Here is an 18,503-nt window from a genome sequence, read left to right as displayed (position 1 = left end):
GCTTGCGTCAACGCGTCACTGCTTTTCGAGTTGAAGATAGATGCGCTGCACGTTCTGCGGCTGCGCGATCGCATAGAGCTTGTAGTCCTTGAACGCGGGCACCTGCACGGTGTGCATTGCCTCGGTGAGACCGATGCCGCTCTTGTAGGCACGCTTTACGGACACATCCAGCTCGCGAAGATAATCGCCCGTGCGCATGATGTCGTCGCCGCGCAATGGCGCGCCGAAGCCGGGAACGACCATCTTCAGGTCGAGCGCATGCAGATTCTCCAGCGCGGCGAGCCAGCCGGGAATCTGCTCGTTGCGCAATTCGGGTATGCGTCCGTTCGAGACGAGCCCGCCCGCGAAAAGCACGCCGGTTTGCGTATCGAGCACGGCGAGATCGCCGGGCGTGCTCGCGGGCCCGAAGTGCAGCAGTTGCAGCTTGCGCCCGCCGCTCTCGATTTCCGTCGTGCCGTTCACCGTTTTATCGGGCACCGTGACGCGCGAGCCGGCCATTTCATCTTCGCCGAGGGTCTTGCGCAGATTCGCGAGGCAGATCGAGCAGCGCTCGCGAATCAGTTGTGCGGCGCGCGCGTGTGCGAGGATCGGCACGTCGTCGTCACGGAACGCGGCCGCACCGAACACGAACTCGGGTGCCTGATGCGTGATGATGACGAGCTTCACCGGTAACGGCGTGACCTTGCGGATCGCTTCGATCATCGCGCGGCCATAGCGATACGACGACCCTGTGTCGATCACCGTGACGCCATCCTGCCCGACGATGAAACCGTTGTTCGACACGATGCCGTGATTCGCGGGCGCGACCGCATCGTTGTCGCCGAGGAACGCGTACACGCCCGGCGCGATCGCGACGGGCGCGGGCATGCCGCTCATCGCCGCGTGCGCGAGCGTGCTCAATGCGAAGAGCAGCATGCAGACGAGCGCCCGCAATCGGCACGCCGTCATTTCATCGCCGATGTTTGCGCGCCGCCCGGTTGCGCGCTCACTGCCACGGCGCCTTCCCACTGCTTGTTTTTCGTATCCTCGATATGCGCCTTTAATTCGCCGGTCCCGGAAGGCACGAAATAGAAACGGAAATTAGGGTTCTCGCTGATCGAGAAATTGACGTTCGCGATCATCACCGGTTTATCCGCATACGTGACGGAAACCTTGCGAATGAAGTATGCCGACGCGTAGTTGCGCGTGACCTGATTCATCGCCATGCCGGTGCGATTTGGATGGCGCACCATCACTTGCGCAAGCTCGGGCTTGCCCGCAACGGCCTGCCCGTCGGCCTGAATCTTGACCTGTCCGGCAGCGCGCTCGGCGGCGTCCTCGTCCTTGTCGGCGGGTGCGGAACAGCCGCCCGATGCCTTCACGAAGCGAATCGCGCTATAGAGCTTGCCGTCGTTCGTCTCCGCGATCACGCGCATGAACGTGTAGTCTTCCACGCGCACCCGCGTCTCGATCGTCGCGAGTCCGGATTCCGGCGTGAACTCGAACGAACCCGCATAAGGCTCGGGGTTCTCGTCGATAAAAAGATAGAGCTTGCGGATGTAATGCGTGGGCGTCTGCGGGAATTGCGCGTTCACCGCGATCGGCACGACGGACGCGTCCGCCGCGCGCGCGGGCGCGTCGAGCTTGATGACGGCGTCGCCGTGCGGATCGATCGCCCGGCCCTTGAACGTGCCTTCCTTGAAGTCGAGCCAGCGCGCCACCTTGTCGGGATCGTCGTCGGGCTGCGCCGCTTGCGCGGCATATGGCGCGAAGAGCGCTGCGGCGAGGCTCGCTATCGACATCGCGCGAGCGCCGGACCATGCTGTGTTCATGATGTCCCTCCAATGCTGCACTACTGCTCCCACTCGAGCTCCGCATAAGCGGCCGTCACATTGCGACGGTGATACATGTCGACGAGGAGCCAGTCATCCTTCTCGTCGACGCCGATGCTGTCGACGGCCTGCTGGATCGTTTCGCCCTTCCTGATGGCCGCACGCACATCGCGCGCCAGGTCCGCGAGATAGCGGTGCTCGGCGTCGAGCGATTGCCGCCACGGCGGATCGAGCGGACCGTGCCCCGGCACGACATGACGCGGATTCATCTGGCGAATGCGCGCGATATCGTCGAGCCAGCCGGTCACGCTCCCATCGACGACGGGAATGCAGCGCACGAACAAAAGATCGCCCGTCCACAACGTGCCGCTCTTCTCATCGTATACCGTCAAATCGTTGTTGGTATGGGCCGTTTTCCATGTGCGCAGCGTGAGCCTGCGTCCGCCGATGTCGAGCGTGCCGATGCCGTCGATTGTCTTTGTCGGCGGGACGATCTCGCTGCCCGCCGCCGCACTGCCCAGTTCGCGGATCAGCGCACGCATGTAGTTGTCCGCGCGTGAGGCTTCGGCTTGCGCGAGCGCCGCGCTGCCGACGAATTGCGGATGATCGCCCTTGAACGCTGCATTGCCGAAGATGTGATCCGGATGCATGTGCGTGTTGATGACATAACAAACCGGCAGCGGTGTGACGGCGCGTATTGCGGCGCGCAACGCACGGCCTTCGGCGAGCGTGCCGCCCGTATCGATTACCGCGACGCAACGCGTTCCGACGATAAAGCCCACGTTCGCGATATCGCCGCCGTTTTCGGGTGTCGCGACATCGTCGTGACCGCGATGCGCGTAATTGCCCGGCGCGATCTGCCTGACCGATAGCGCGGTCTCGCCGCGCGCAATCGTCGCGCATGCAATTAGTATGACGAACGCGACAAGACGTGAGGCCTGCGCGACGCTCATCGGACGCCGCCCGCTTCGGCGAGGCGTCTGGGCCGGCGCAAACCGAACTGCGCGTATTCGCGCTCCAGAAACGGTTCGGCGTGTTCGAGCAGAAAACGGCGGAACGCGAGACACGTGGGCGACAGTTGTTTCGAGCGTGAGTGCACGAGTTGCCAGGTTCGTTCGACGGGCGTGCCGTTCACGTCGAGCACGGCGATTTCACCGGTGCGCAATTCGAGCGACAACGTGTGCAGCGAGATGAGGCTCACGCCCATTCCCGCCATTACTGCCTGTTTGATGGTCTCGTTGCTGCCGAGCGTGACGCTGCGCGCGGGCACGAAAAGGTTCTGCTTGAAAACATGCTCCACGACCGCGCGCGTGCCCGAGCCCGGTTCGCGCAGGAGGAATGTATCGTTCGCGAGTTCCTGGAGATCGAATGCCTTTGCGTGACGCAATGGATGCGACAGCGGCGCGACGATAACATGTGGATGATAGGCAAGCGGCTCGGCCGTCGTGCCGAGTTCGGGCGGCGGCCGGCCCATGATGGCGAGGTCGGTCGCGTTGTCCTGCAGCAAACGCAGAAGCGTCTCGCGGTTACCGACGGAGAAATGCACGTCGACTTTTGGATACTGCTGCCTGTAGAGCGCGAGAAGCTTGGGCGCGAAGTAGGTCGCCGAGCTGACGATGCTCACCGCGATCGAGCCGCTGTCGGCTTGCGTGAGCGACATCATCGCGTCTTCGGCGTCTTTTATTTCGCCCAGTATGCGGGTTGCGTGATGCGATAGCTTTTCGCCGGCTTCCGTCAGCGCGAGACGACGGGCGACGCGTTCGAACAAGGGCAGTCCGATGGCTTCTTCCAGTTGGCGGATTTGCATCGATACCGCGGGTTGCGTCAGGTGCAGTTCCTCGGCCGCGCGCGCGAAGCTCGGACAGCGGCTGGCTATCACGAAGATTTGCAGCTGGCGCAGGGTTAGGGAACGGATGAAGTTCACAAGGGGCTTTGGGGGAGGTGGGTTTGCTTGGGCTTCGATGGGTGGCTTGGGCTTCTATGGGTGGCCTGTGTTCGTGTCGGTATATTTGCGTTGCCCCTCCCCGGGGCGGGGGTCACTTTCTTTGCTGCTGCAAAGAAAGTAACCAAAGAAACAGCTATCCCCAGCCTAAGCACTTCACGCCGGCCGCGGCACAGGCGATTGGCCTAATGGCCCGGCTGTAGCGAGTGCCCTCGAAGGTCTCGCGGGGCTTGGATCGCGCACGGTCCGACACATCGCACCACAGAACAAACTGGTTCAGCACCAAATAGCTCCGGCCCGCTACGCGGCCGATGGGTCAATCGGGTCTGCGTACGCTTCTTCTCGACGGTTTCCCTCGCATACCCAACGGCAGCGCGCAGCGCTGTGCCGACGCTCTTTCGTGCTGAACCAGTGCCCTGAAACAACTAGCTTGTCAGACCGTGCGCGAGCCAAGCCCGATTGGTCCTTTGAGGGCGACACTTAGGCGAGGGCCATCGACGGCTGGCAAGCATGGCCAAACTGCGTGTGACCGCGGGCCTGAACGAGCTGCTTTCTTTGGTTACTTTCTTTGCAGCAGCAAAGAAAGTGACTGCCGCCCCGCACAGGGGCAGTGCTAATAGACCACCGCGAAATCGGGATCCGGCAACAACAAAAAAAAAAACAAAAATCACCGACTAGCCCGAGGCACATTCGAGGGCTTCACCGGTGCGCTCCCCGGCTGACTCATATTCTTGAGCGTCCCCTGATACGCGATCGTCTCCTTCTGCAAAGGATGCGCAAAGTCATTCCCTTCCCCCGGCACTTCGGTGCGAATCAAAAGCAACTGCCCGGGCACATCATCGGCCATGACGAACGTATACCGCTTGCCCGTGTACTTGGCGAACCGCTCTGCATTCGGATCGTTCAAATACGGCTGTATAACAACCTGCCGTGCCTTCTCATGCTTGCCGAGCCCAAGCGATTCGCTCGACACCGGCGTGATCGCCGGACCCGCCGCCAGCGCCATCCGCACGCGCTGCTGGAAGTAGCGCCGCTGACCGCCCGTCAGTTGCTCCATCTCGGCAACGTCGTGCTCGAGAAAATAGATGATCGCCGGATTGCACGGCAGCCCGCCCGGCACATTGACATCGCCGGTGCGATCCGTCACATGCGCATCGTTCTTGCTGTTGCCCGGACTCATGACAAGCACGCGCAGCGTATCCTTCACCTTCGACGGCGGCCCGGAATAATCCACCGCATAATCAAGCTCGGTCTGCGGCTCGACGCCATTCAAATGAGGCTGCATGAAGAGCAGTTGCTCGGCCGGCTTGATGTCGACGCCCGGCGCGGACGCACCGGACGCGGGCGCGTCCGCCGCCACTGCACCGACCGTCATCGTCAGTGCAGCGCACGCCACGGCCCATGCACGAAACGAACCCCCGTATGTTCGCTTCATTGCGCGTTTTCCGGCTGCAACGGCAGCAAGGGAACCTGATAGCTCGACAGAATCTGATCGATCTTCGGCTGATTCGATGCAATCCAGTTATCGACCTTGTCACGCCACGCCTTCTCGCCGTATCGCACGCCCATCGAAATCTCGTAGTCGAAACGGATCGGCGTGCCCGGCGGGAACGGCACGAGACGCACCTTGTTATCGGAGCGATTCGCGAAATAACCCGCGATCGGCCCCCACACGAAAGCCGCATCTACATTGCCCTGCGCCAGATCATGTTCGATCATCTCGCCCGGAAAGGCTTCGGGATCGCCGCTTTGCCCCTGATACGACACCGCCTGACCGATCAGGTCATGACTGAGCAGCCAGTCCGTCGCGGGACTCTTCACGAAGATGCCGAGCTTCATCTTCTTCAACTGCTCGGGAGGCAGATTCATGAGGTCCGAAGGTGTTTTGATGCTCGCGTATTCGGGCTTGTTCGGGAACACCATCGCGTACGTGGAATGCAGATAGGGCCGCGTGGTCGCGGTGAGCTCATAACCCTTCGGCACGCCGATGATCAGATCGCATTTGAAGCGCTCCGTCTGCGGCACTTTCTCGCGCAACGTGTTGCGCACGAAACCCATGCGCTGCGGCCAGTACGTGTATTCGAGCTTGTAGCCGAAATCGCTCGCCATCTGGCTCGCGATCTTGTTCTCGAAACCCTCGCCCTTCTTGTTCGAGAGCGGCATGTTGTTGGGATCGGCGCACACGCGCAGCACGCCGTCCGCGCCATCGTTGTTCGGCAAGTCTGGGGGCGGTCCGCCCGCGCCTTGCGCGAACGCCTGTTGCGCCGGGAACGTCGCGAGCGCCGCGCATAGCACGGCTGCGAATCGGAACGAAGCGGCGCGGCTTGCATTGCGATCAGACATCGACACCTCCGGGAAATAGAGCAATCATCGGTGATGCAACGTCCTTATTTTGCATCGATTGCCTGCAGATCGCCCGGGTTGATCTTGCCATCGGAGCGTCCCTTCAGATACGCGAAGAGATTCTCCCAGTTCTTCTGCATCATCTGACTGGAACTGAAATCGGGCATGCCCTTGTCCACGCGCCCGCCGAATACCGTGCGATGGAATTCGTTCTTGTCGAGCGTCTTGAAAGCATCGATCAGCGACGGGCCGACCATTCCTTCCTGCTTCGCCCCGTGACAACGTTCGCACGCCAGCGCGCGCCAGGTCTTCCATCCTTGCAGCGTTTCGCTGTCGACCTTGTTGCCATCGACGACCTTATACGCGACCGGCTTCATCTGTCCCGGCCCCGGAGGCGTCTGGGCAAACGAAGCCGACGACGCAGCAAGCGTCATCGTCAGCAGCAAGAGTGATCGGCCTTTCATACGTCTGACTCCTTGAACATGTCTTGTATTAGGGGTACTTCGGCGCGGCGGCCATTGCAGCCGCCGCGCATTGCCACAGACTGACGTACATCAACCGGGAAGATCAGCCGCCAGGAACCGCGAAGATGAACAACGTGCCGCCAAGAGCCGTGTACTTCGCGAGCTCCTTGTAGCCGCCGACCGCGCCCAGGCCTTCCGTCGATTTCTCGAGACCCGCAGCCATGCCGATGCCGGCCCAGCCGCCGATACCCGAATACACGCCGACATACTGCTTGCCCTGATACTGATAAGTGAACACGTTGCCGATGATCCCGGACGGCGTCTTGAACTTCCACAACTCCTTGCCGTCCTTGATGCGCACTGCCTTGATATAGCCTTCGAGCGTGCCGTAGAACACGATGCCGCCGGCCGTTGCGAGCGCGCCGGACCATACCGAGAACTTCTCCGGCTTGGACCACACGATCTTGCCCTTGGCCGCATCCCACGCGATGAAGTTACCCATCGCGCCTTTCTCGTTCGGGCCCGGGAACATGGACAGCGTTGCGCCGACGAACGGCTGACCGGACACATAGTCAACCTGGAACGGCTCGTAATCCATGCAGACGTGGTTGGTCGGCACGAGGAAGAGCGACGTACCCGGGTCGAACGCGGCAGGCTGCTGGTCCTTCGAGCCGAGCGCCGCCGGACAGATGCCCTTCACGTTGTGATCCGGACCGGCCTTCTGCGTCGAATAGCTCGCATTGCGGATCGGCAGGCCGCTCTTCAGATCGACGCTGTCGGCCCAGTTCACCGCCGGGTCGTACTTCTGCGCGACGAGCAGTTCGCCCGATTCGCGATTCAGCGTGTAGCCGAAGCCATTGCGGTCGAAGTGAACGATCGCGGGCACTTTCTTGCCGCCGATGTTCAGGTCGGAGAGGATCATCTCGTTGACGCCGTCATAGTCCCACTCGTCGTGAGGCGTCATCTGATAGACCCACTTCGCCTTGCCCGTGTTGAGATCACGCGCGAAGATCGTCATCGACCACTTGTTGTCGCCCGGACGTTGCGTCGGGTTCCACGTGCCCGGATTGCCCGAGCCGTAGTACACAAGGTTGAGTTTCGGATCCCATGCGTACCAGCCCCACGTGGTGCCGCCGCCGTACTTCCACTGATCGCCCTGCCAGCTCTTGAGCGACGAGTCCGCGCCGACCGGCGTCATCTTGCCGTCGGTCCACGTCATGGTCGATTGCGGATCGATCATCATCTCGTTGTCGGGGCCGACGCTATACGCCTTCCAGACTTCCTTGCCGTCCTTGATGTTGTATGCGACGAGGCGTCCGCGAACGCCGAACTCACCGCCCGAGATGCCGGTCAGCACCTTGTCGCCGAAAACGTGCGGCGCGTTGGTGTTGGTTTCGCCCTTCTTCGGATCGCCGTTCTGCGCGGTCCAGACGACGTCGCCGGTTTTGGCGTCGAGCGCGACGAGCTTCGTATCGGCTTGCTGGAGGAAGATCTTGCCGTCGCCATATGCAAGGCCACGGTTGACCGTATCGCAGCACATCACCGAGATGACCTGATTGTCCTGCTTCGGCTGGTATTGCCAGATGAAGGTCTGATCCTTCAGGTTGATGGCGATGACCTTGTTGGGGAATGGCGAGTGGATATACATCGTGTCGCCGATGACGAGCGGCGAGCCTTCATGGCCGCGCAGCACACCAGTCGACATGGTCCAGGCAACCTGTAGCTTGCCGACGTTGTTTTCGTTGATTTGCTTGAGCGTGCTATAGCGGTGATTAGAGTAATCGCCCGCTTGCGCCGCCCAGTTCGAGGGATTCTTGATCAGGCTATCGAGTTGCGAGTCGGCCTGGGCCACATATGAATTCAGGCCAGCCGTCGCGACCACCGCCAGTCCAAGAACCAGGGTGCGTAAGTTCATGTCTCCTCCAGAATGGTGATGCCTCCGACCCAGGGATGACCACGCTACCGGGTGCATCGTGCGCGCCTTCAAATGCGGGTAACGAGTTGCGCCTCGTCCAGTACATAGCCGGACTCTTGCGTAGAGAGGCCAATTGCATATTCCATGCCGGTTTAACTCGCGCTGCTTCAAATCGGGAATTTGACGGGCGATCGTGTCGCAAGTGGGCGAGTTCCTGTCGGGTGGCGACACATACTGTGTCAAATACGCGAAAAAATGAGCGGCATGGAACACAGGAATGGACCGTGTGACATGACGCGTTGCAGCATGTTTTCTTTGGCGCATACTTGGCTGGTCGATTTCTTTTTTTTGGAGGCTTCGCCATGGCTCAAGCCGAGAAGGTCTATTCCGATGAGGAGATCCAGCAGCGTCTGACCGGTGCGCTCAAGCATTGGTATGTGGAGGATGGCTGGCTCAGACGCAAGTTCAAAACGGAAAGCTGGAAAGGGACGCTCATGGTCGTCAATACCGTCGGGCATCTCGCCGAAGCGGCGTGGCATCATCCGGATTTGACCGTTTCTTATGCGTTTGTCATCGTCAAGCTCAAGACCCATTCCGCTAAGGGGATTACCGATAAGGACTTTGCTCTGGCTTCGAAGATCGAAGAAGTTATTCAGTGGCAACCTGGGAAGGAAGATGGACCTCTTGAGGGCACGCCTTCCGATGATCAGCGGTTTCGGTATATCAAGTATGAGGGGGGTTGATTCTTTCGCCGGATCCCGGTGTGGCGGGGTTTGGTTTCGCCGGATCCCGTATTCGTGTCGGTCTATTAGCACTGCCCCTCCCCGGGGCGGGGGTCACTTTCTTTGCTGCTGCAAAGAAAGTAACCAAAGAAAGCAGCTTCTCATCGCCCGCGGTCACACGCACGTTAGCCACGCTTGCCAGCCCGCGGTGGCCCTCGCCTAAGTGTCGCCCTCGACGGCCCAACCGGGCTTGGCTCGCGCACGGTCTGCCGCCCGAGACGATTCAGCGCGCTGGTTCAGCACGAAAGAGCTTCGGCACAGCGCTACGCGCTGCCGTTGGGTATGCGAGGGACACCTTCGAAGAAGGAGCGCGCGCAAACCCGATTGACCCATCGGCCGCGAAGCGGGCTGGAGCTATTTCGTGCTGAACCAGTGAGGCAAAACATTTGGTGCGGCAGACCGTGCGCGGTCCAAGCCCTTGTCTGCTTGTGGGGGCACTCGCTATTGCCGGGCCATTAGGCCAATCGCCTGTGCCGCGGCCGGTGTGAAGTGCTTAGGCTGGGGATAGCTGTTTCTTTGGTTACTTTCTTTGCAGCAGCAAAGAAAGTGACCCCCGCCCCGGGGAGGGGCAGAGCTAATAGACCGACGCGAAATCAGGACTTCACGGAACCGGGATCCGGCGAAACCCAAAAACCCAACTTGGTACAGGATTTGCCTATCCCATAGGCCTCAAAAAAAATCCGCCCCAAAGGAACCCCACCCGATGCCGACCTCCCCCGGAAGCCTCTCGCCCACGGCGATCACAGTCGAATCGCCATCGCGCCTGCACCTCGGCTTCATCGATCCGAACGGCTCCCTGGGCCGCGCATTCGGCAGCGTGGGACTCGCCATCGACGCGCACGGCACGCGCATCACCGCGCGTCATGCGCCCGCATCGCGACGCACCGCGATCATCGAAGGCGAGCTCAGCGATGCCCAGCGCGAACGCATCGAACAGCATCTCGGGCAACTCGAAGCGGCGTTAGGCCAGGGCCCGGCAATCGACATCGAAATTCACGAAACACCGCGCGCCCACACGGGCCTCGGCTCCGGCACGCAACTGGCGCTGGCGCTCGGCACCGCATTCGCCCGCGTGCGAGGCCACGCAGCCACCACCGCCGACATCGCCAGAATCCTCGCGCGCGGCGCGCGTTCCGGCATCGGCATTCATGGCTTCGATCACGGCGGCCTGATCGTCGACGGCGGGCGCGACGCGCGCAACGTGTCTTCAACCGCACTGCCGCCGCTCATCGCACGCCAGCCCTTCCCGGAAGCATGGCGCGTGCTGCTCATCGACGACACCTCGCGCGAAGGCCTCCACGGCGACGAAGAAAAGCGCGGCCTCGCATCGCTCGCGCCCTTCCCCGCGCCGCTCGCCGCGCATCTCGCCCATCTCGTGCTGATGCGCATCCTGCCCGCCGTCGCGGAAAGCGATTTCGACACCTACGCGGACGCCATCTCCGACCTGCAACAGACCATCGGCGAATATTTCGCGCCCGTGCAGGGCGGCGTGTTCGCCAGCCCCGCCGTCGCGCGCGCGCTCGAAGCCGTCGCCGCCGAGACGAAGGCGGGCATCGGCCAGACGTCGTGGGGTCCGGTCGGCTTCGCGTTCGTCGCGAGCGCACAGGACGCCGAACGCGCGCTCGCGGCCGCGCAACGCGTCTCGCCAGGCGTGCCGCTCACGTTCACCATCGCCGCGGGACGCAATCGCGGCGCGACGTGGCGCGCGGCCGATCATCGTCATCACGGCGCGAACGCTGCCTGAGCACGCGGCGCGCATCGACAGATTCAATCGACACCCACACGCCCAACGAGTCCATCGCCATGCCCGAAGCCACCGAAAGACCTTACGTCCTCCACATGTTCACCAGCACGCCGCAAATGAGCCCGTTCGACGTGAACATGGCCGCCGACGCGGGCTATCAGATCCTCGTGCCCTACTGCAATGTCGATGAGGACAGCGTCGTGCAGCTCACGCAGGACGCGATCTTCTCGCGCGGGCCGAAGGGCGTGTCGCGCACCGGCATCTTCATCGGCGGACGGGACGTAATGCTCGCCGCCGACATGCTCGAAAAAGCCCGCAACGCAATGGTCCCGCCCTTCGAAGTCTCCGTTTTCACCGATCCGAGCGGCGCGTACACCACGGCCGCCGCGCTCGTCGCGCTCGCGGAAAAGCATCTGCGCGCCGCGCATTCGGTCGATCTCGGCGGCAAGCGCGTGCTGATACTCGGCGGCACGGGCGCGGTCGGGCGCGTGGCGGCGGCGATGGCCGCATCGCTCGGCGCGGACGTCGCCGTAGCGAGCCATTCGAGCCAGTCGCGCGCGACGCAGGTGAGCGACGAGATCAATCGCCGCTTCGATATCGCGACCTCGGGCGTCGCGACCGGCTCGCCCGATCAATTGCATCGCGAGCTCGCGCGCGCGGAAGTGGTCTTCGCCACCGCCGTCGCGGGCGTGCAGGTGATGAAGTCCGCCGATCTCGCGCACGCCAAGAACCTCCTGATCGCCGCCGATGTCAACGCCGTGCCGCCCGAGGGCATCGCCGGCGTCAACGTGATGGACGACGGCAAGCCGCTCGCGGGCGCGGCGCGTCAGGACGCCGTCGGCATCGGCGCGCTCGCGATCGGCAATGTGAAATATCAGGCCGAGCATCGGCTCTTTTTGCGCATGCGCACGGGCGGCAAGCCCGTTTATCTCGGCTTTCCGGAAGCATTCGACGAAGCCCGCGCGATCGTCGCCGGACAAAGCTCATGACACCCGCCGATGCCGCCCGCGCGCCGCGCGTCGCCGTCGCGGGACTGTCTGCGCGGCTCGTCGCGCAATCGGCGGCGCGCGCGGGGCTGAACGTCGTCGCGCTCGATATCTTCGGCGACCGCGACACGCGCGAGCACGCGGGCATGTGGTTCGATATCGGCGGCAATGGTCTGTCGATCGATCGCGCGCGTCTCTACGATGCGCTCGAACGCGCGGCGCGCCTGCCGCGCATGCTCGGCCTCATCGTGACGGGCGGCCTCGAATCGCTCGCGGGCGAACTCGCGCGCGCGCCGCGCGTGCCGCGCTTCATCGGCAACGGGGCGCAGGCGGCCGCGGTGCGCGATCCGCGGCGCTTTTTCGCGCTGCTCGACGACGCGCACATCGCGCATCCGGAAGTGCGCTACACGCCTCCCGACGATCGCCACGGATGGCTCGTCAAGCGCTCCGACGGTTGCGGCGGCACGCATATCGAATGGGCCGATGAGGTCGAACGCATACCCGCCGACGCGTATTTTCAGCGGCTCGCGCAAGGCCGTTCGATGTCCGCGCTCTTCGTCGCCGCGCATCGCGAAGCCACGGTGATCGGCTTCGCGGAGCAACTGACGGTCGCAGCGGGACGCCTGCCCTTCGTGCACGCGGGCTCGCTCGGGCCGGTGCGCTTGCCGCGGCAGATCGCGGCGCGCATCGTCGGGGCCATCGACAGAATCGTCTGGCAAACGGACCTGACCGGTCTCAACAGCATCGACTTCCTGCTCGACGGCGACACGTTCAGCGTGCTCGAAATCAACACGCGCCCGTCCTCGACGATGGCGCTTTACGAAGCCGCCTGGCCCGACGCGTGGCCGCGCGGACTGATCGGCGCGCATCTGGACGCGTGTCTGCACGGCGAGCTGCCGCACGCCCCCGACACGGCCGCGCACACGCCGCCGCTTCACGCGGGGCAGCGCGTCGTGTTCGCGCACGAAGGCTTTACCGCATCGCGCGCATTCAGCGACGCATGTTTCGACGATCCCTCCTGCCACGACGTGCCGCTCGTCGGCGCGCGCATCGAAGCGGGCCAGCCGGTCTGCACGATGACCGTGTCCGCGCCCGCGTTCTCCGACTTGCGCGACGCGCTGGACCGCGAGCACGCGCGCCTCCTGCAACGCATCGACACCTTATCCAGACCATGACTTCAACTTTCCAGGCCGACGCCGCGATGAGCGTCAACGCATCGAGCGAGCGGCTCGTCGCGCGTCTCATCGACGATGCCGCGCGCCTTCACGTCGATGTGTCGCGCACGGACGGCGGCACCGTGATCGTCGATGCGGGCGTTAACGCCAAAGGCAGCGCGGAGGCTGGCATCCTGATCGCGCGCATCTGCATGGGCGGGCTCGGGCGCGTCGCGCGGCGCGTCGCCCTGGATAGCGCGCCGCTCTGGCCGGTTTTCATCGAGGTGCATACGAGCAATCCGGTCCTCGCCTGCCTTGCGAGCCAGTACGCGGGCTGGAGTCTGTCGGCGACCAAGGAACAGACGGGCGGCAAGAAATTCTTCTCGCTCGGTTCGGGCCCGGCGCGCGCGCTCGCGTGCAAGGAGCCGCTGTTCGACGAACTCGGTTATCGCGACCGGCACGATCGCGGCGCGCTCGTGATGGAAGTGGATCGTCTGCCGCCGCAGGTCGTCATCGACAAGGTGCTCAACGATTGCGGCCTCGCGCCGGAGCGTCTCGTGATCGCCGTGACGCCGACACAGTCTGTGGCGGGCACGGTGCAGGTCGTCGCGCGCGTCGTGGAAGTTGCGCTGCACAAGACGCACGTGCTGGGCGTCGATCTCGCGGAAATCGTCGAGGGTAGCGGCAGCGCGCCGCTTCCGCCGCCCGCGCCCGACGGAATTCAGGCGATGGGCCGCACCAACGACGCGATTCTCTACGGCGGCCGCGTGCATCTGACCGTGAAGGGCGATGCCGTCGCGAAGCGCCTTGCGGCCGAATTGCCGTCGTCGAATGCGCGCGACTATGGCCGTCCGTTCGCCGACATCTTCACGTCGTTCAACTACGACTTCTATCAGATCGACCCGGCGCTGTTCGCGCCCGCCGAAGTGTGGGTGTCGAGCCTGGAGAGCGGCGCGACGTATCACGGCGGCAAGGTCGATAAAGCGCTGCTGGAGAAGCAATGGAGCGCGTCATGAGCGTGCCGGCATTGCGTGTGGCCATCATGACCGACGAAACCGGCTGGCACACCGGACGCCTTAAAAAAGCCTTCCGCGCGCGCGATGTGGAAGCGCGCTGCGTCGATCTCGCGGATTGCCGCATCGATACGACATGGAAGCCGCACGGCCTCGCGATTCCCGGCTTCGGTCACACGCTGCCCGAAGCGGTATTGGTACGAGGCATCGCGGGCGGCACCTTCGAGCAGGTGACGTTGCGGCTCGGCATCCTGCACGCGCTGCGCGAATGCGGCGTGCCCGTCTATAACGATGCGCGCGCGATCGAGCGCAGCGTCGACAAGTCGATGACGAGCTTCCTGCTCAATCGCTACGGCGTGCCGACGCCCGCGACGTGGGCCGGCGAATCCCCGGCACATGCGCAGCGCGTGCTGATGCGCGAAGCAGCGGCGGGCCGTCAGGTCGTGATGAAGCCGCTCTTCGGTTCGCAGGGCAAGGGGCTGAAAAAACCCGGCTTGAAGCTGCCGTCGCTCAGATCCTTCAGTCAGGTCGCCTATCTCCAGCGTTATGTCGATGCGGGCGCGCCCGGCTTCGACTGGCGCGTGCTCGTGATCGGCGGGCGGGCGGTGGCGGCGATGAAGCGCGTCGGCGGCGAGGACTGGATTCACAACTTCGCGCGCGGCGCGCGCTGCGAGGCGGCGGAACTGTCGCCCGCGCTCGCGGACATCGCCGTGCGCGCGACGGCGGCGCTCGGGCTCGATTACGCGGGCGTCGATCTGATTGCCTCGGAGGGCGGGCGGCCGGTCGTGCTCGAAGTGAACGGCGTGGCGGCGTGGCGCGGCCTGCAAACGGTGACGCCGGTCGATATCGCGGCGCTCATCGTGGACGATCTGCTCGATCGCAAGCTGCCTGCATCGAAAGGCGCGCTCGCGCTCGCCAGCGGCAATGAGCGCTTCTGACGCACCGCTCGCCGAACGCGCGCGCACCGCGTTTCTGCGCGCGTGCCGCCTCGACGTCGAGACGAGAAAACCCGGCAACGTGAGCGTCGCGAGCGCGGGGCACGGCATGACGTCGGCGCAATTCATCGCGAGCGCGGGCGCGGCGGCGGCGGGCCTCTTCACGCCGCATGCTCGCGTGGGCGCGCGCATTCTCGACGCCGTGCGCCGTACCTTCGATGCGGCCGGCTGCAATACGAATCTCGGCATCGTGCTGCTCGCCGCGCCCTTGTGCGCCGCGCTCGAGCGTTTCGATCCGAACGAACCGGTCGATGCGGCGCGCTGGCATCGGGCGACGGAGCGCGTGCTCGCGGAGCTGGACATCGACGATGCGCGCCTCGCCTATCGTGCGATTGCGCTCGCGAATCCGGGCGGCCTGGGCGACGCGCCCGAGCAGCCTGTCCACGCGCCGCCGACCGTGACCTTGCGCGCGGCGATGACGCTCGCGGCGGATCGCGACAGCATCGCGCGTCAATATGAGAACGGTTTCGCCGATGTATTCGGCGCGGCGGGCCCGGTCACGGCGTCGACGGAACATCGCGCGATGCTCGACGCGTTCCTCGCGTTTCTCTCCGGCTGGCCCGATTCGCACATAGTGCGCAAGCAGGGCGCGGCGGTGGCGCAAAGTGTCACCCGCGACGCGGCGCGGCATCGCGCGAACTGGCGCTCGGCGGGCAGCCCTGTCGAGTCGCCGGCGCTCGACGACTGGGATGCCGAACTGAAGGCGCGCGGCATCAATCCGGGCACGAGCGCGGACCTTGCGGTGGCGACGCTCTTCGCCGGGCTGGTGATATCGACGATGAATGCATGAAGTCTGCCCGCGCGGACAAAAAATTGGCACGGAACATGTTAGGAGTTTCGCGGTTGAGCGGTCGGATCGGAACGCCGGTCGAACCCTGAGCCTTGCGCGGCTTTGATTCTTACCGTCGCGAGTCGAGAGCAAGTCGCTAGTCCCTGGAACCACACATCACTGGAGGAACAGCATGGCCAAGATCAACCGCGTCATGGTAGGAGAGTCGCTCGTCGGCGATGGCAACGAAGTCGCGCACATCGACTTGATCATCGGACCGCGAGGTTCCGCTGCCGAGACCGCGTTCTGCCACGCGCTGACGAACAACAAGGATGGCTTCACGTCGCTGCTCGCGGTGGTCGCGCCGAATCTATTGACCAAGCCGAACACGATTCTCTTCAACAAGGTGACGATCAAGGGCGCGAAACAGGCGGTGCAGATGTTCGGCCCGGCGCAGCGCGCGGTGGCGATGGCCGTCGCCGACAGTGTGGAAGGCGGCGTCATTCCCGCCGATGAAGCCGACGACCTGTTCATCTGCGTCGGCGTGTTCATCCACTGGGAGGCGGACGACGACCAGAAGATCCACGACTTCAACTATCAGGCGACGAAGGAAGCGCTGGCGCGCGCGGTGGCGGGCGAGCCGTCGGCGCAAGAGGTAGTATCGAAGAAGGGAACGATGTCGCATCCGTTCTCGCCGGACTGAAGCGGTGCGTGGCCGGTGCGTAGCTGCTGTTTGCGTGCCGGCCGAACTGGATCATTACAACTACGAGGCTTATCGCATGACCCCACGTTGCTGCGCGTTGACGGTGCTCACCTGCCTCTCGCTGATTTCGCCGCTGTCGATCGCCGCGACGGGTGCCGGGGGTGGCGCGCCCGCCAAGAGTCACGATTATCCGACCGAAGGGCGCGTGGAATATGTCCTCGGATGCATGGACGACAATGGGCACGATTTCGCCAACGTGTACAAGTGCTCGTGTGCGATCGACAAGATCGCTCAGGTGTTGACTTATGACGACTACGTCGAGCAGTCTACGTTTTCTAAATACGCGGCTTTAGGTGGGGAAGGTGGGGCGGAGTTTCGTGTCGATCGGGCTAAGGCTCAGACCAGGAAGTTTCGGGAGTTGCAGAGGGATGCTTATAAGGCTTGCGGGATTCAGAAGGCTGCGGCGAAGTGATTTGGTTTTTTCGCCGGATCCCGGATTCGTGTCGGTCTATTAGCTCTGCCCCTGTGCGGGGCGGCAGTCACTTTCTTTGCTGCTGCAAAGAAAGTAACCAAAGAAACAGCTTTCCCCAGCCTAAGCACTTCACACCGGCCGCGGCACAGGCGATTGGCCTAATGGCCCGGCAGTAGCGAGTGCCCTCGTAGGTCTCGCGGGGCTTGGACCGCGCACGGTCTGACGAGCCATAACCTTGAGCGCGCTGGTTCAGCACCAAATAGCTCCGGCCCGCTTCGCGGCCGATGGGTCAATCGGGTCTGCGCGCGCTTCTTCTTCGATGGTTTCCCTCGCATACCCAACGGCAGCGCGTAGCGCTGTGCCGAAGCTCTTTGGTGCTGAACCAGCGCGCTAAAACGTCTAGCTCGTCAGACCGTGCGCGATCCAAGCCCGATTGGGCCTGTGAGGGCGACACTTAGGCGAGTGCCACCGCGGGCTGGCAAGCATGGTCAACGTGCGTGTGACCGCGGGCGATGAGAAGCTGCTTTCTTTGGTTACTTTCTTTGCAGCAGCAAAGAAAGTGACCCCCGCCCCGGGGAGGGGCAGTGCTAATAGACCGACGCGAATACGGGATCCGGCGACGAAAAACCAACTCACCCCGGCACATACCCCCGCCCAATCCAGGCAAGACTAACGGGCCCACCCCCACCTCGACCATCGACAACCCGCCGCCTTTCGATCACAACCCCCACCGCCTCGACATCATCAAACTTCGCGGGCTTGGCAAGCTCGACCCGCACCCAATGCGCGCCAAAATCCGCGATGACGAGCTGCGCGATGCGCTCAGCCAGCGCCTCAAGCAACTGCAACCCATGCGACGCGAGCAGCGAAACAATCGCCTCCCGCACTGCCGCATAATTCACCGTATCTTCGATCCGATCGGTCACGCAAGCGCGAATCGAGGGCACGCCAATCGAGAGACTAAGCCGCACCGGCTGCGGATCATGCAGCTCGCTCGTGTCGATGCCGATAACGGTCTGCCCCGTGAGTCCCTCGATATACACGATATCCATCGCACCGCCAGCGCGCCCATCGGAATGAGCAGGTTGCGGCGCAACATAAACAGCTTCGCGAATCGGTTCGAATCGGCCCATATGCTCATCGCCGCGCAAAGCGGCCCTTAAAAGCCCCCGACGCCCATCGCCGAAGTCATCCGTAAGCTGCAAGCAAAAACCGGGCGAGTTCGCCCTACTCTATGCGACTACTTATTGAACCTACGCGTCTAAGGATGTAAAGTTTTTGAGAACCGGGCCGGATCGGGTCCCAGACAGCACCTGAACCATCCCGACCACCCGGCCACGAGGCGCGCCTGCGAGCGGAAATATCCGCGAAATCGAAACAGGCAGAGAAAGCCGCAGCGCCAGCGTAAAA

18 protein-coding genes are annotated in these 18,503 nt (G+C 63.4%); 9 read left to right on the top strand and 9 right to left on the bottom strand.

Features of this window, described 5'->3' with window-relative positions; all coding sequences use genetic code 11:
• Positions 1–15: 15 nt before the first annotated feature.
• The 8 genes from ACEN42_RS16005 to ACEN42_RS15970 form a co-directional block, all read right to left on the bottom strand.
• The gene (locus ACEN42_RS16005) at positions 16–948 is read right to left on the bottom strand and encodes an MBL fold metallo-hydrolase (RefSeq protein ID WP_371881799.1); all 933 of its coding nucleotides are present in this window, start codon (positions 946–948) and stop codon (positions 16–18) included.
• Positions 945–1,811, bottom strand: a complete 867-nt coding sequence (locus ACEN42_RS16000; protein WP_238217291.1) for a quinoprotein dehydrogenase-associated SoxYZ-like carrier — start codon at positions 1,809–1,811, stop codon at positions 945–947. The genes ACEN42_RS16005 and ACEN42_RS16000 overlap by 4 nt, the downstream gene beginning before the upstream one ends.
• Before the next feature lie 20 nt (positions 1,812–1,831).
• Positions 1,832–2,764 carry a quinoprotein relay system zinc metallohydrolase 2 gene (locus ACEN42_RS15995; RefSeq protein ID WP_371881798.1) on the bottom strand — a complete coding sequence of 311 codons (933 nt, stop codon included), beginning with the start codon at positions 2,762–2,764 and terminating at the stop codon, positions 1,832–1,834.
• Positions 2,761–3,735 carry a LysR family transcriptional regulator gene (locus ACEN42_RS15990; protein WP_035510980.1) on the bottom strand — a complete coding sequence of 325 codons (975 nt, stop codon included), beginning with the start codon at positions 3,733–3,735 and terminating at the stop codon, positions 2,761–2,763. The genes ACEN42_RS15995 and ACEN42_RS15990 overlap by 4 nt, the downstream gene beginning before the upstream one ends.
• Positions 3,736–4,420: 685 nt before the next feature.
• Positions 4,421–5,188 carry a hypothetical protein gene (locus ACEN42_RS15985; protein WP_371881797.1) on the bottom strand — a complete coding sequence of 256 codons (768 nt, stop codon included), beginning with the start codon at positions 5,186–5,188 and terminating at the stop codon, positions 4,421–4,423.
• A complete protein-coding gene (locus ACEN42_RS15980; protein ID WP_187605298.1) occupies positions 5,185–6,096 on the bottom strand; it encodes a substrate-binding domain-containing protein in 912 nt (303 codons plus the stop codon). The genes ACEN42_RS15985 and ACEN42_RS15980 overlap by 4 nt, the downstream gene beginning before the upstream one ends.
• 44 nt (positions 6,097–6,140) lie before the next feature.
• Positions 6,141–6,560, bottom strand: a complete 420-nt coding sequence (locus ACEN42_RS15975; protein ID WP_187605299.1) for a c-type cytochrome — start codon at positions 6,558–6,560, stop codon at positions 6,141–6,143.
• A 103-nt stretch (positions 6,561–6,663) separates the two neighbouring features.
• A complete protein-coding gene (locus ACEN42_RS15970) occupies positions 6,664–8,475 on the bottom strand; it encodes a methanol/ethanol family PQQ-dependent dehydrogenase (protein ID WP_187605300.1) in 1,812 nt (603 codons plus the stop codon).
• A gap of 362 nt (positions 8,476–8,837) precedes the next feature.
• Here ACEN42_RS15970 and ACEN42_RS15965 point away from each other — a divergent pair, with 362 nt between their 5' ends.
• From ACEN42_RS15965 to ACEN42_RS15925, 9 genes are all read left to right on the top strand, one after another.
• Positions 8,838–9,218, top strand: coding sequence for a 4a-hydroxytetrahydrobiopterin dehydratase (locus tag ACEN42_RS15965; RefSeq protein WP_187605301.1), 381 nt, complete (start codon positions 8,838–8,840; stop codon positions 9,216–9,218).
• 742 nt (positions 9,219–9,960) lie between these two features.
• Positions 9,961–11,001, top strand: a complete 1,041-nt coding sequence (locus ACEN42_RS15960; protein WP_371881796.1) for a beta-ribofuranosylaminobenzene 5'-phosphate synthase family protein — start codon at positions 9,961–9,963, stop codon at positions 10,999–11,001.
• Positions 11,002–11,060: 59 nt separating this feature from the next.
• Entirely contained in the window at positions 11,061–11,990 is a 930-nt protein-coding gene (locus tag ACEN42_RS15955; RefSeq protein WP_035510865.1) for an NAD(P)-dependent methylenetetrahydromethanopterin dehydrogenase, read from the top strand.
• The gene (locus ACEN42_RS15950; protein ID WP_371881795.1) at positions 11,987–13,162 is read left to right on the top strand and encodes an ATP-grasp domain-containing protein; all 1,176 of its coding nucleotides are present in this window, start codon (positions 11,987–11,989) and stop codon (positions 13,160–13,162) included. Before ACEN42_RS15955 ends, ACEN42_RS15950 begins: the two co-directional genes overlap by 4 nt.
• Positions 13,159–14,157: a methenyltetrahydromethanopterin cyclohydrolase gene (gene mch, locus ACEN42_RS15945; protein ID WP_371881794.1), complete on the top strand. Its 999-nt coding sequence runs from the start codon at positions 13,159–13,161 to the stop codon at positions 14,155–14,157. The genes ACEN42_RS15950 and mch overlap by 4 nt, the downstream gene beginning before the upstream one ends.
• Positions 14,142–15,092, top strand: coding sequence for a RimK family alpha-L-glutamate ligase (locus ACEN42_RS15940; protein ID WP_371881793.1), 951 nt, complete (start codon positions 14,142–14,144; stop codon positions 15,090–15,092). Before mch ends, ACEN42_RS15940 begins: the two co-directional genes overlap by 16 nt.
• Positions 15,079–15,939, top strand: a complete 861-nt coding sequence (locus tag ACEN42_RS15935) for a triphosphoribosyl-dephospho-CoA synthase (protein ID WP_371881792.1) — start codon at positions 15,079–15,081, stop codon at positions 15,937–15,939. The genes ACEN42_RS15940 and ACEN42_RS15935 overlap by 14 nt, the downstream gene beginning before the upstream one ends.
• Before the next feature lie 172 nt (positions 15,940–16,111).
• Complete coding sequence (gene fae / locus ACEN42_RS15930; protein ID WP_029672354.1) at positions 16,112–16,621, top strand: formaldehyde-activating enzyme; 510 nt, start codon at positions 16,112–16,114, stop codon at positions 16,619–16,621.
• Between the two features lie 76 nt (positions 16,622–16,697).
• A complete protein-coding gene (locus tag ACEN42_RS15925; RefSeq protein ID WP_371882290.1) occupies positions 16,698–17,093 on the top strand; it encodes a hypothetical protein in 396 nt (131 codons plus the stop codon).
• A gap of 632 nt (positions 17,094–17,725) precedes the next feature.
• Here the strand turns inward: ACEN42_RS15925 and ACEN42_RS15920 are convergent.
• Positions 17,726–18,226 carry a dihydroneopterin aldolase gene (locus ACEN42_RS15920; RefSeq protein WP_371881791.1) on the bottom strand — a complete coding sequence of 167 codons (501 nt, stop codon included), beginning with the start codon at positions 18,224–18,226 and terminating at the stop codon, positions 17,726–17,728.
• Positions 18,227–18,503 lie beyond the last annotated feature (277 nt).

Source organism: Caballeronia sp. S22 (assembly GCF_964261745.1).
Taxonomy (GTDB): Bacteria; Pseudomonadota; Gammaproteobacteria; order Burkholderiales; family Burkholderiaceae; genus Caballeronia; species Caballeronia jiangsuensis.
This window is presented reverse-complemented; position numbering and strand designations above follow the sequence as displayed.

Bases quoted from the DNA above. Each gene is read 5' to 3' on its own strand.
- ACEN42_RS16005 (WP_371881799.1), bottom strand. From the start codon at position 948: ATGACGGCGTGCCGATTGCGGGCGCTCGTCTGCATGCTGCTCTTCGCA.
- ACEN42_RS16000 (WP_238217291.1), bottom strand. From the start codon at position 1,811: ATGAACACAGCATGGTCCGGCGCTCGCGCGATGTCGATAGCGAGCCTC.
- ACEN42_RS15995 (WP_371881798.1), bottom strand. From the start codon at position 2,764: ATGAGCGTCGCGCAGGCCTCACGTCTTGTCGCGTTCGTCATACTAATT.
- ACEN42_RS15985 (WP_371881797.1), bottom strand. From the start codon at position 5,188: ATGAAGCGAACATACGGGGGTTCGTTTCGTGCATGGGCCGTGGCGTGC.
- ACEN42_RS15980 (WP_187605298.1), bottom strand. From the start codon at position 6,096: ATGTCTGATCGCAATGCAAGCCGCGCCGCTTCGTTCCGATTCGCAGCC.
- ACEN42_RS15975 (WP_187605299.1), bottom strand. From the start codon at position 6,560: ATGAAAGGCCGATCACTCTTGCTGCTGACGATGACGCTTGCTGCGTCG.
- ACEN42_RS15970 (WP_187605300.1), bottom strand. From the start codon at position 8,475: ATGAACTTACGCACCCTGGTTCTTGGACTGGCGGTGGTCGCGACGGCT.
- ACEN42_RS15965 (WP_187605301.1), top strand. From the start codon at position 8,838: ATGGCTCAAGCCGAGAAGGTCTATTCCGATGAGGAGATCCAGCAGCGT.
- ACEN42_RS15960 (WP_371881796.1), top strand. From the start codon at position 9,961: ATGCCGACCTCCCCCGGAAGCCTCTCGCCCACGGCGATCACAGTCGAA.
- ACEN42_RS15955 (WP_035510865.1), top strand. From the start codon at position 11,061: ATGCCCGAAGCCACCGAAAGACCTTACGTCCTCCACATGTTCACCAGC.
- ACEN42_RS15950 (WP_371881795.1), top strand. From the start codon at position 11,987: ATGACACCCGCCGATGCCGCCCGCGCGCCGCGCGTCGCCGTCGCGGGA.
- mch (WP_371881794.1), top strand. From the start codon at position 13,159: ATGACTTCAACTTTCCAGGCCGACGCCGCGATGAGCGTCAACGCATCG.
- ACEN42_RS15940 (WP_371881793.1), top strand. From the start codon at position 14,142: ATGGAGCGCGTCATGAGCGTGCCGGCATTGCGTGTGGCCATCATGACC.
- ACEN42_RS15935 (WP_371881792.1), top strand. From the start codon at position 15,079: ATGAGCGCTTCTGACGCACCGCTCGCCGAACGCGCGCGCACCGCGTTT.
- fae (WP_029672354.1), top strand. From the start codon at position 16,112: ATGGCCAAGATCAACCGCGTCATGGTAGGAGAGTCGCTCGTCGGCGAT.
- ACEN42_RS15925 (WP_371882290.1), top strand. From the start codon at position 16,698: ATGACCCCACGTTGCTGCGCGTTGACGGTGCTCACCTGCCTCTCGCTG.
- ACEN42_RS15920 (WP_371881791.1), bottom strand. From the start codon at position 18,226: ATGGGCCGATTCGAACCGATTCGCGAAGCTGTTTATGTTGCGCCGCAA.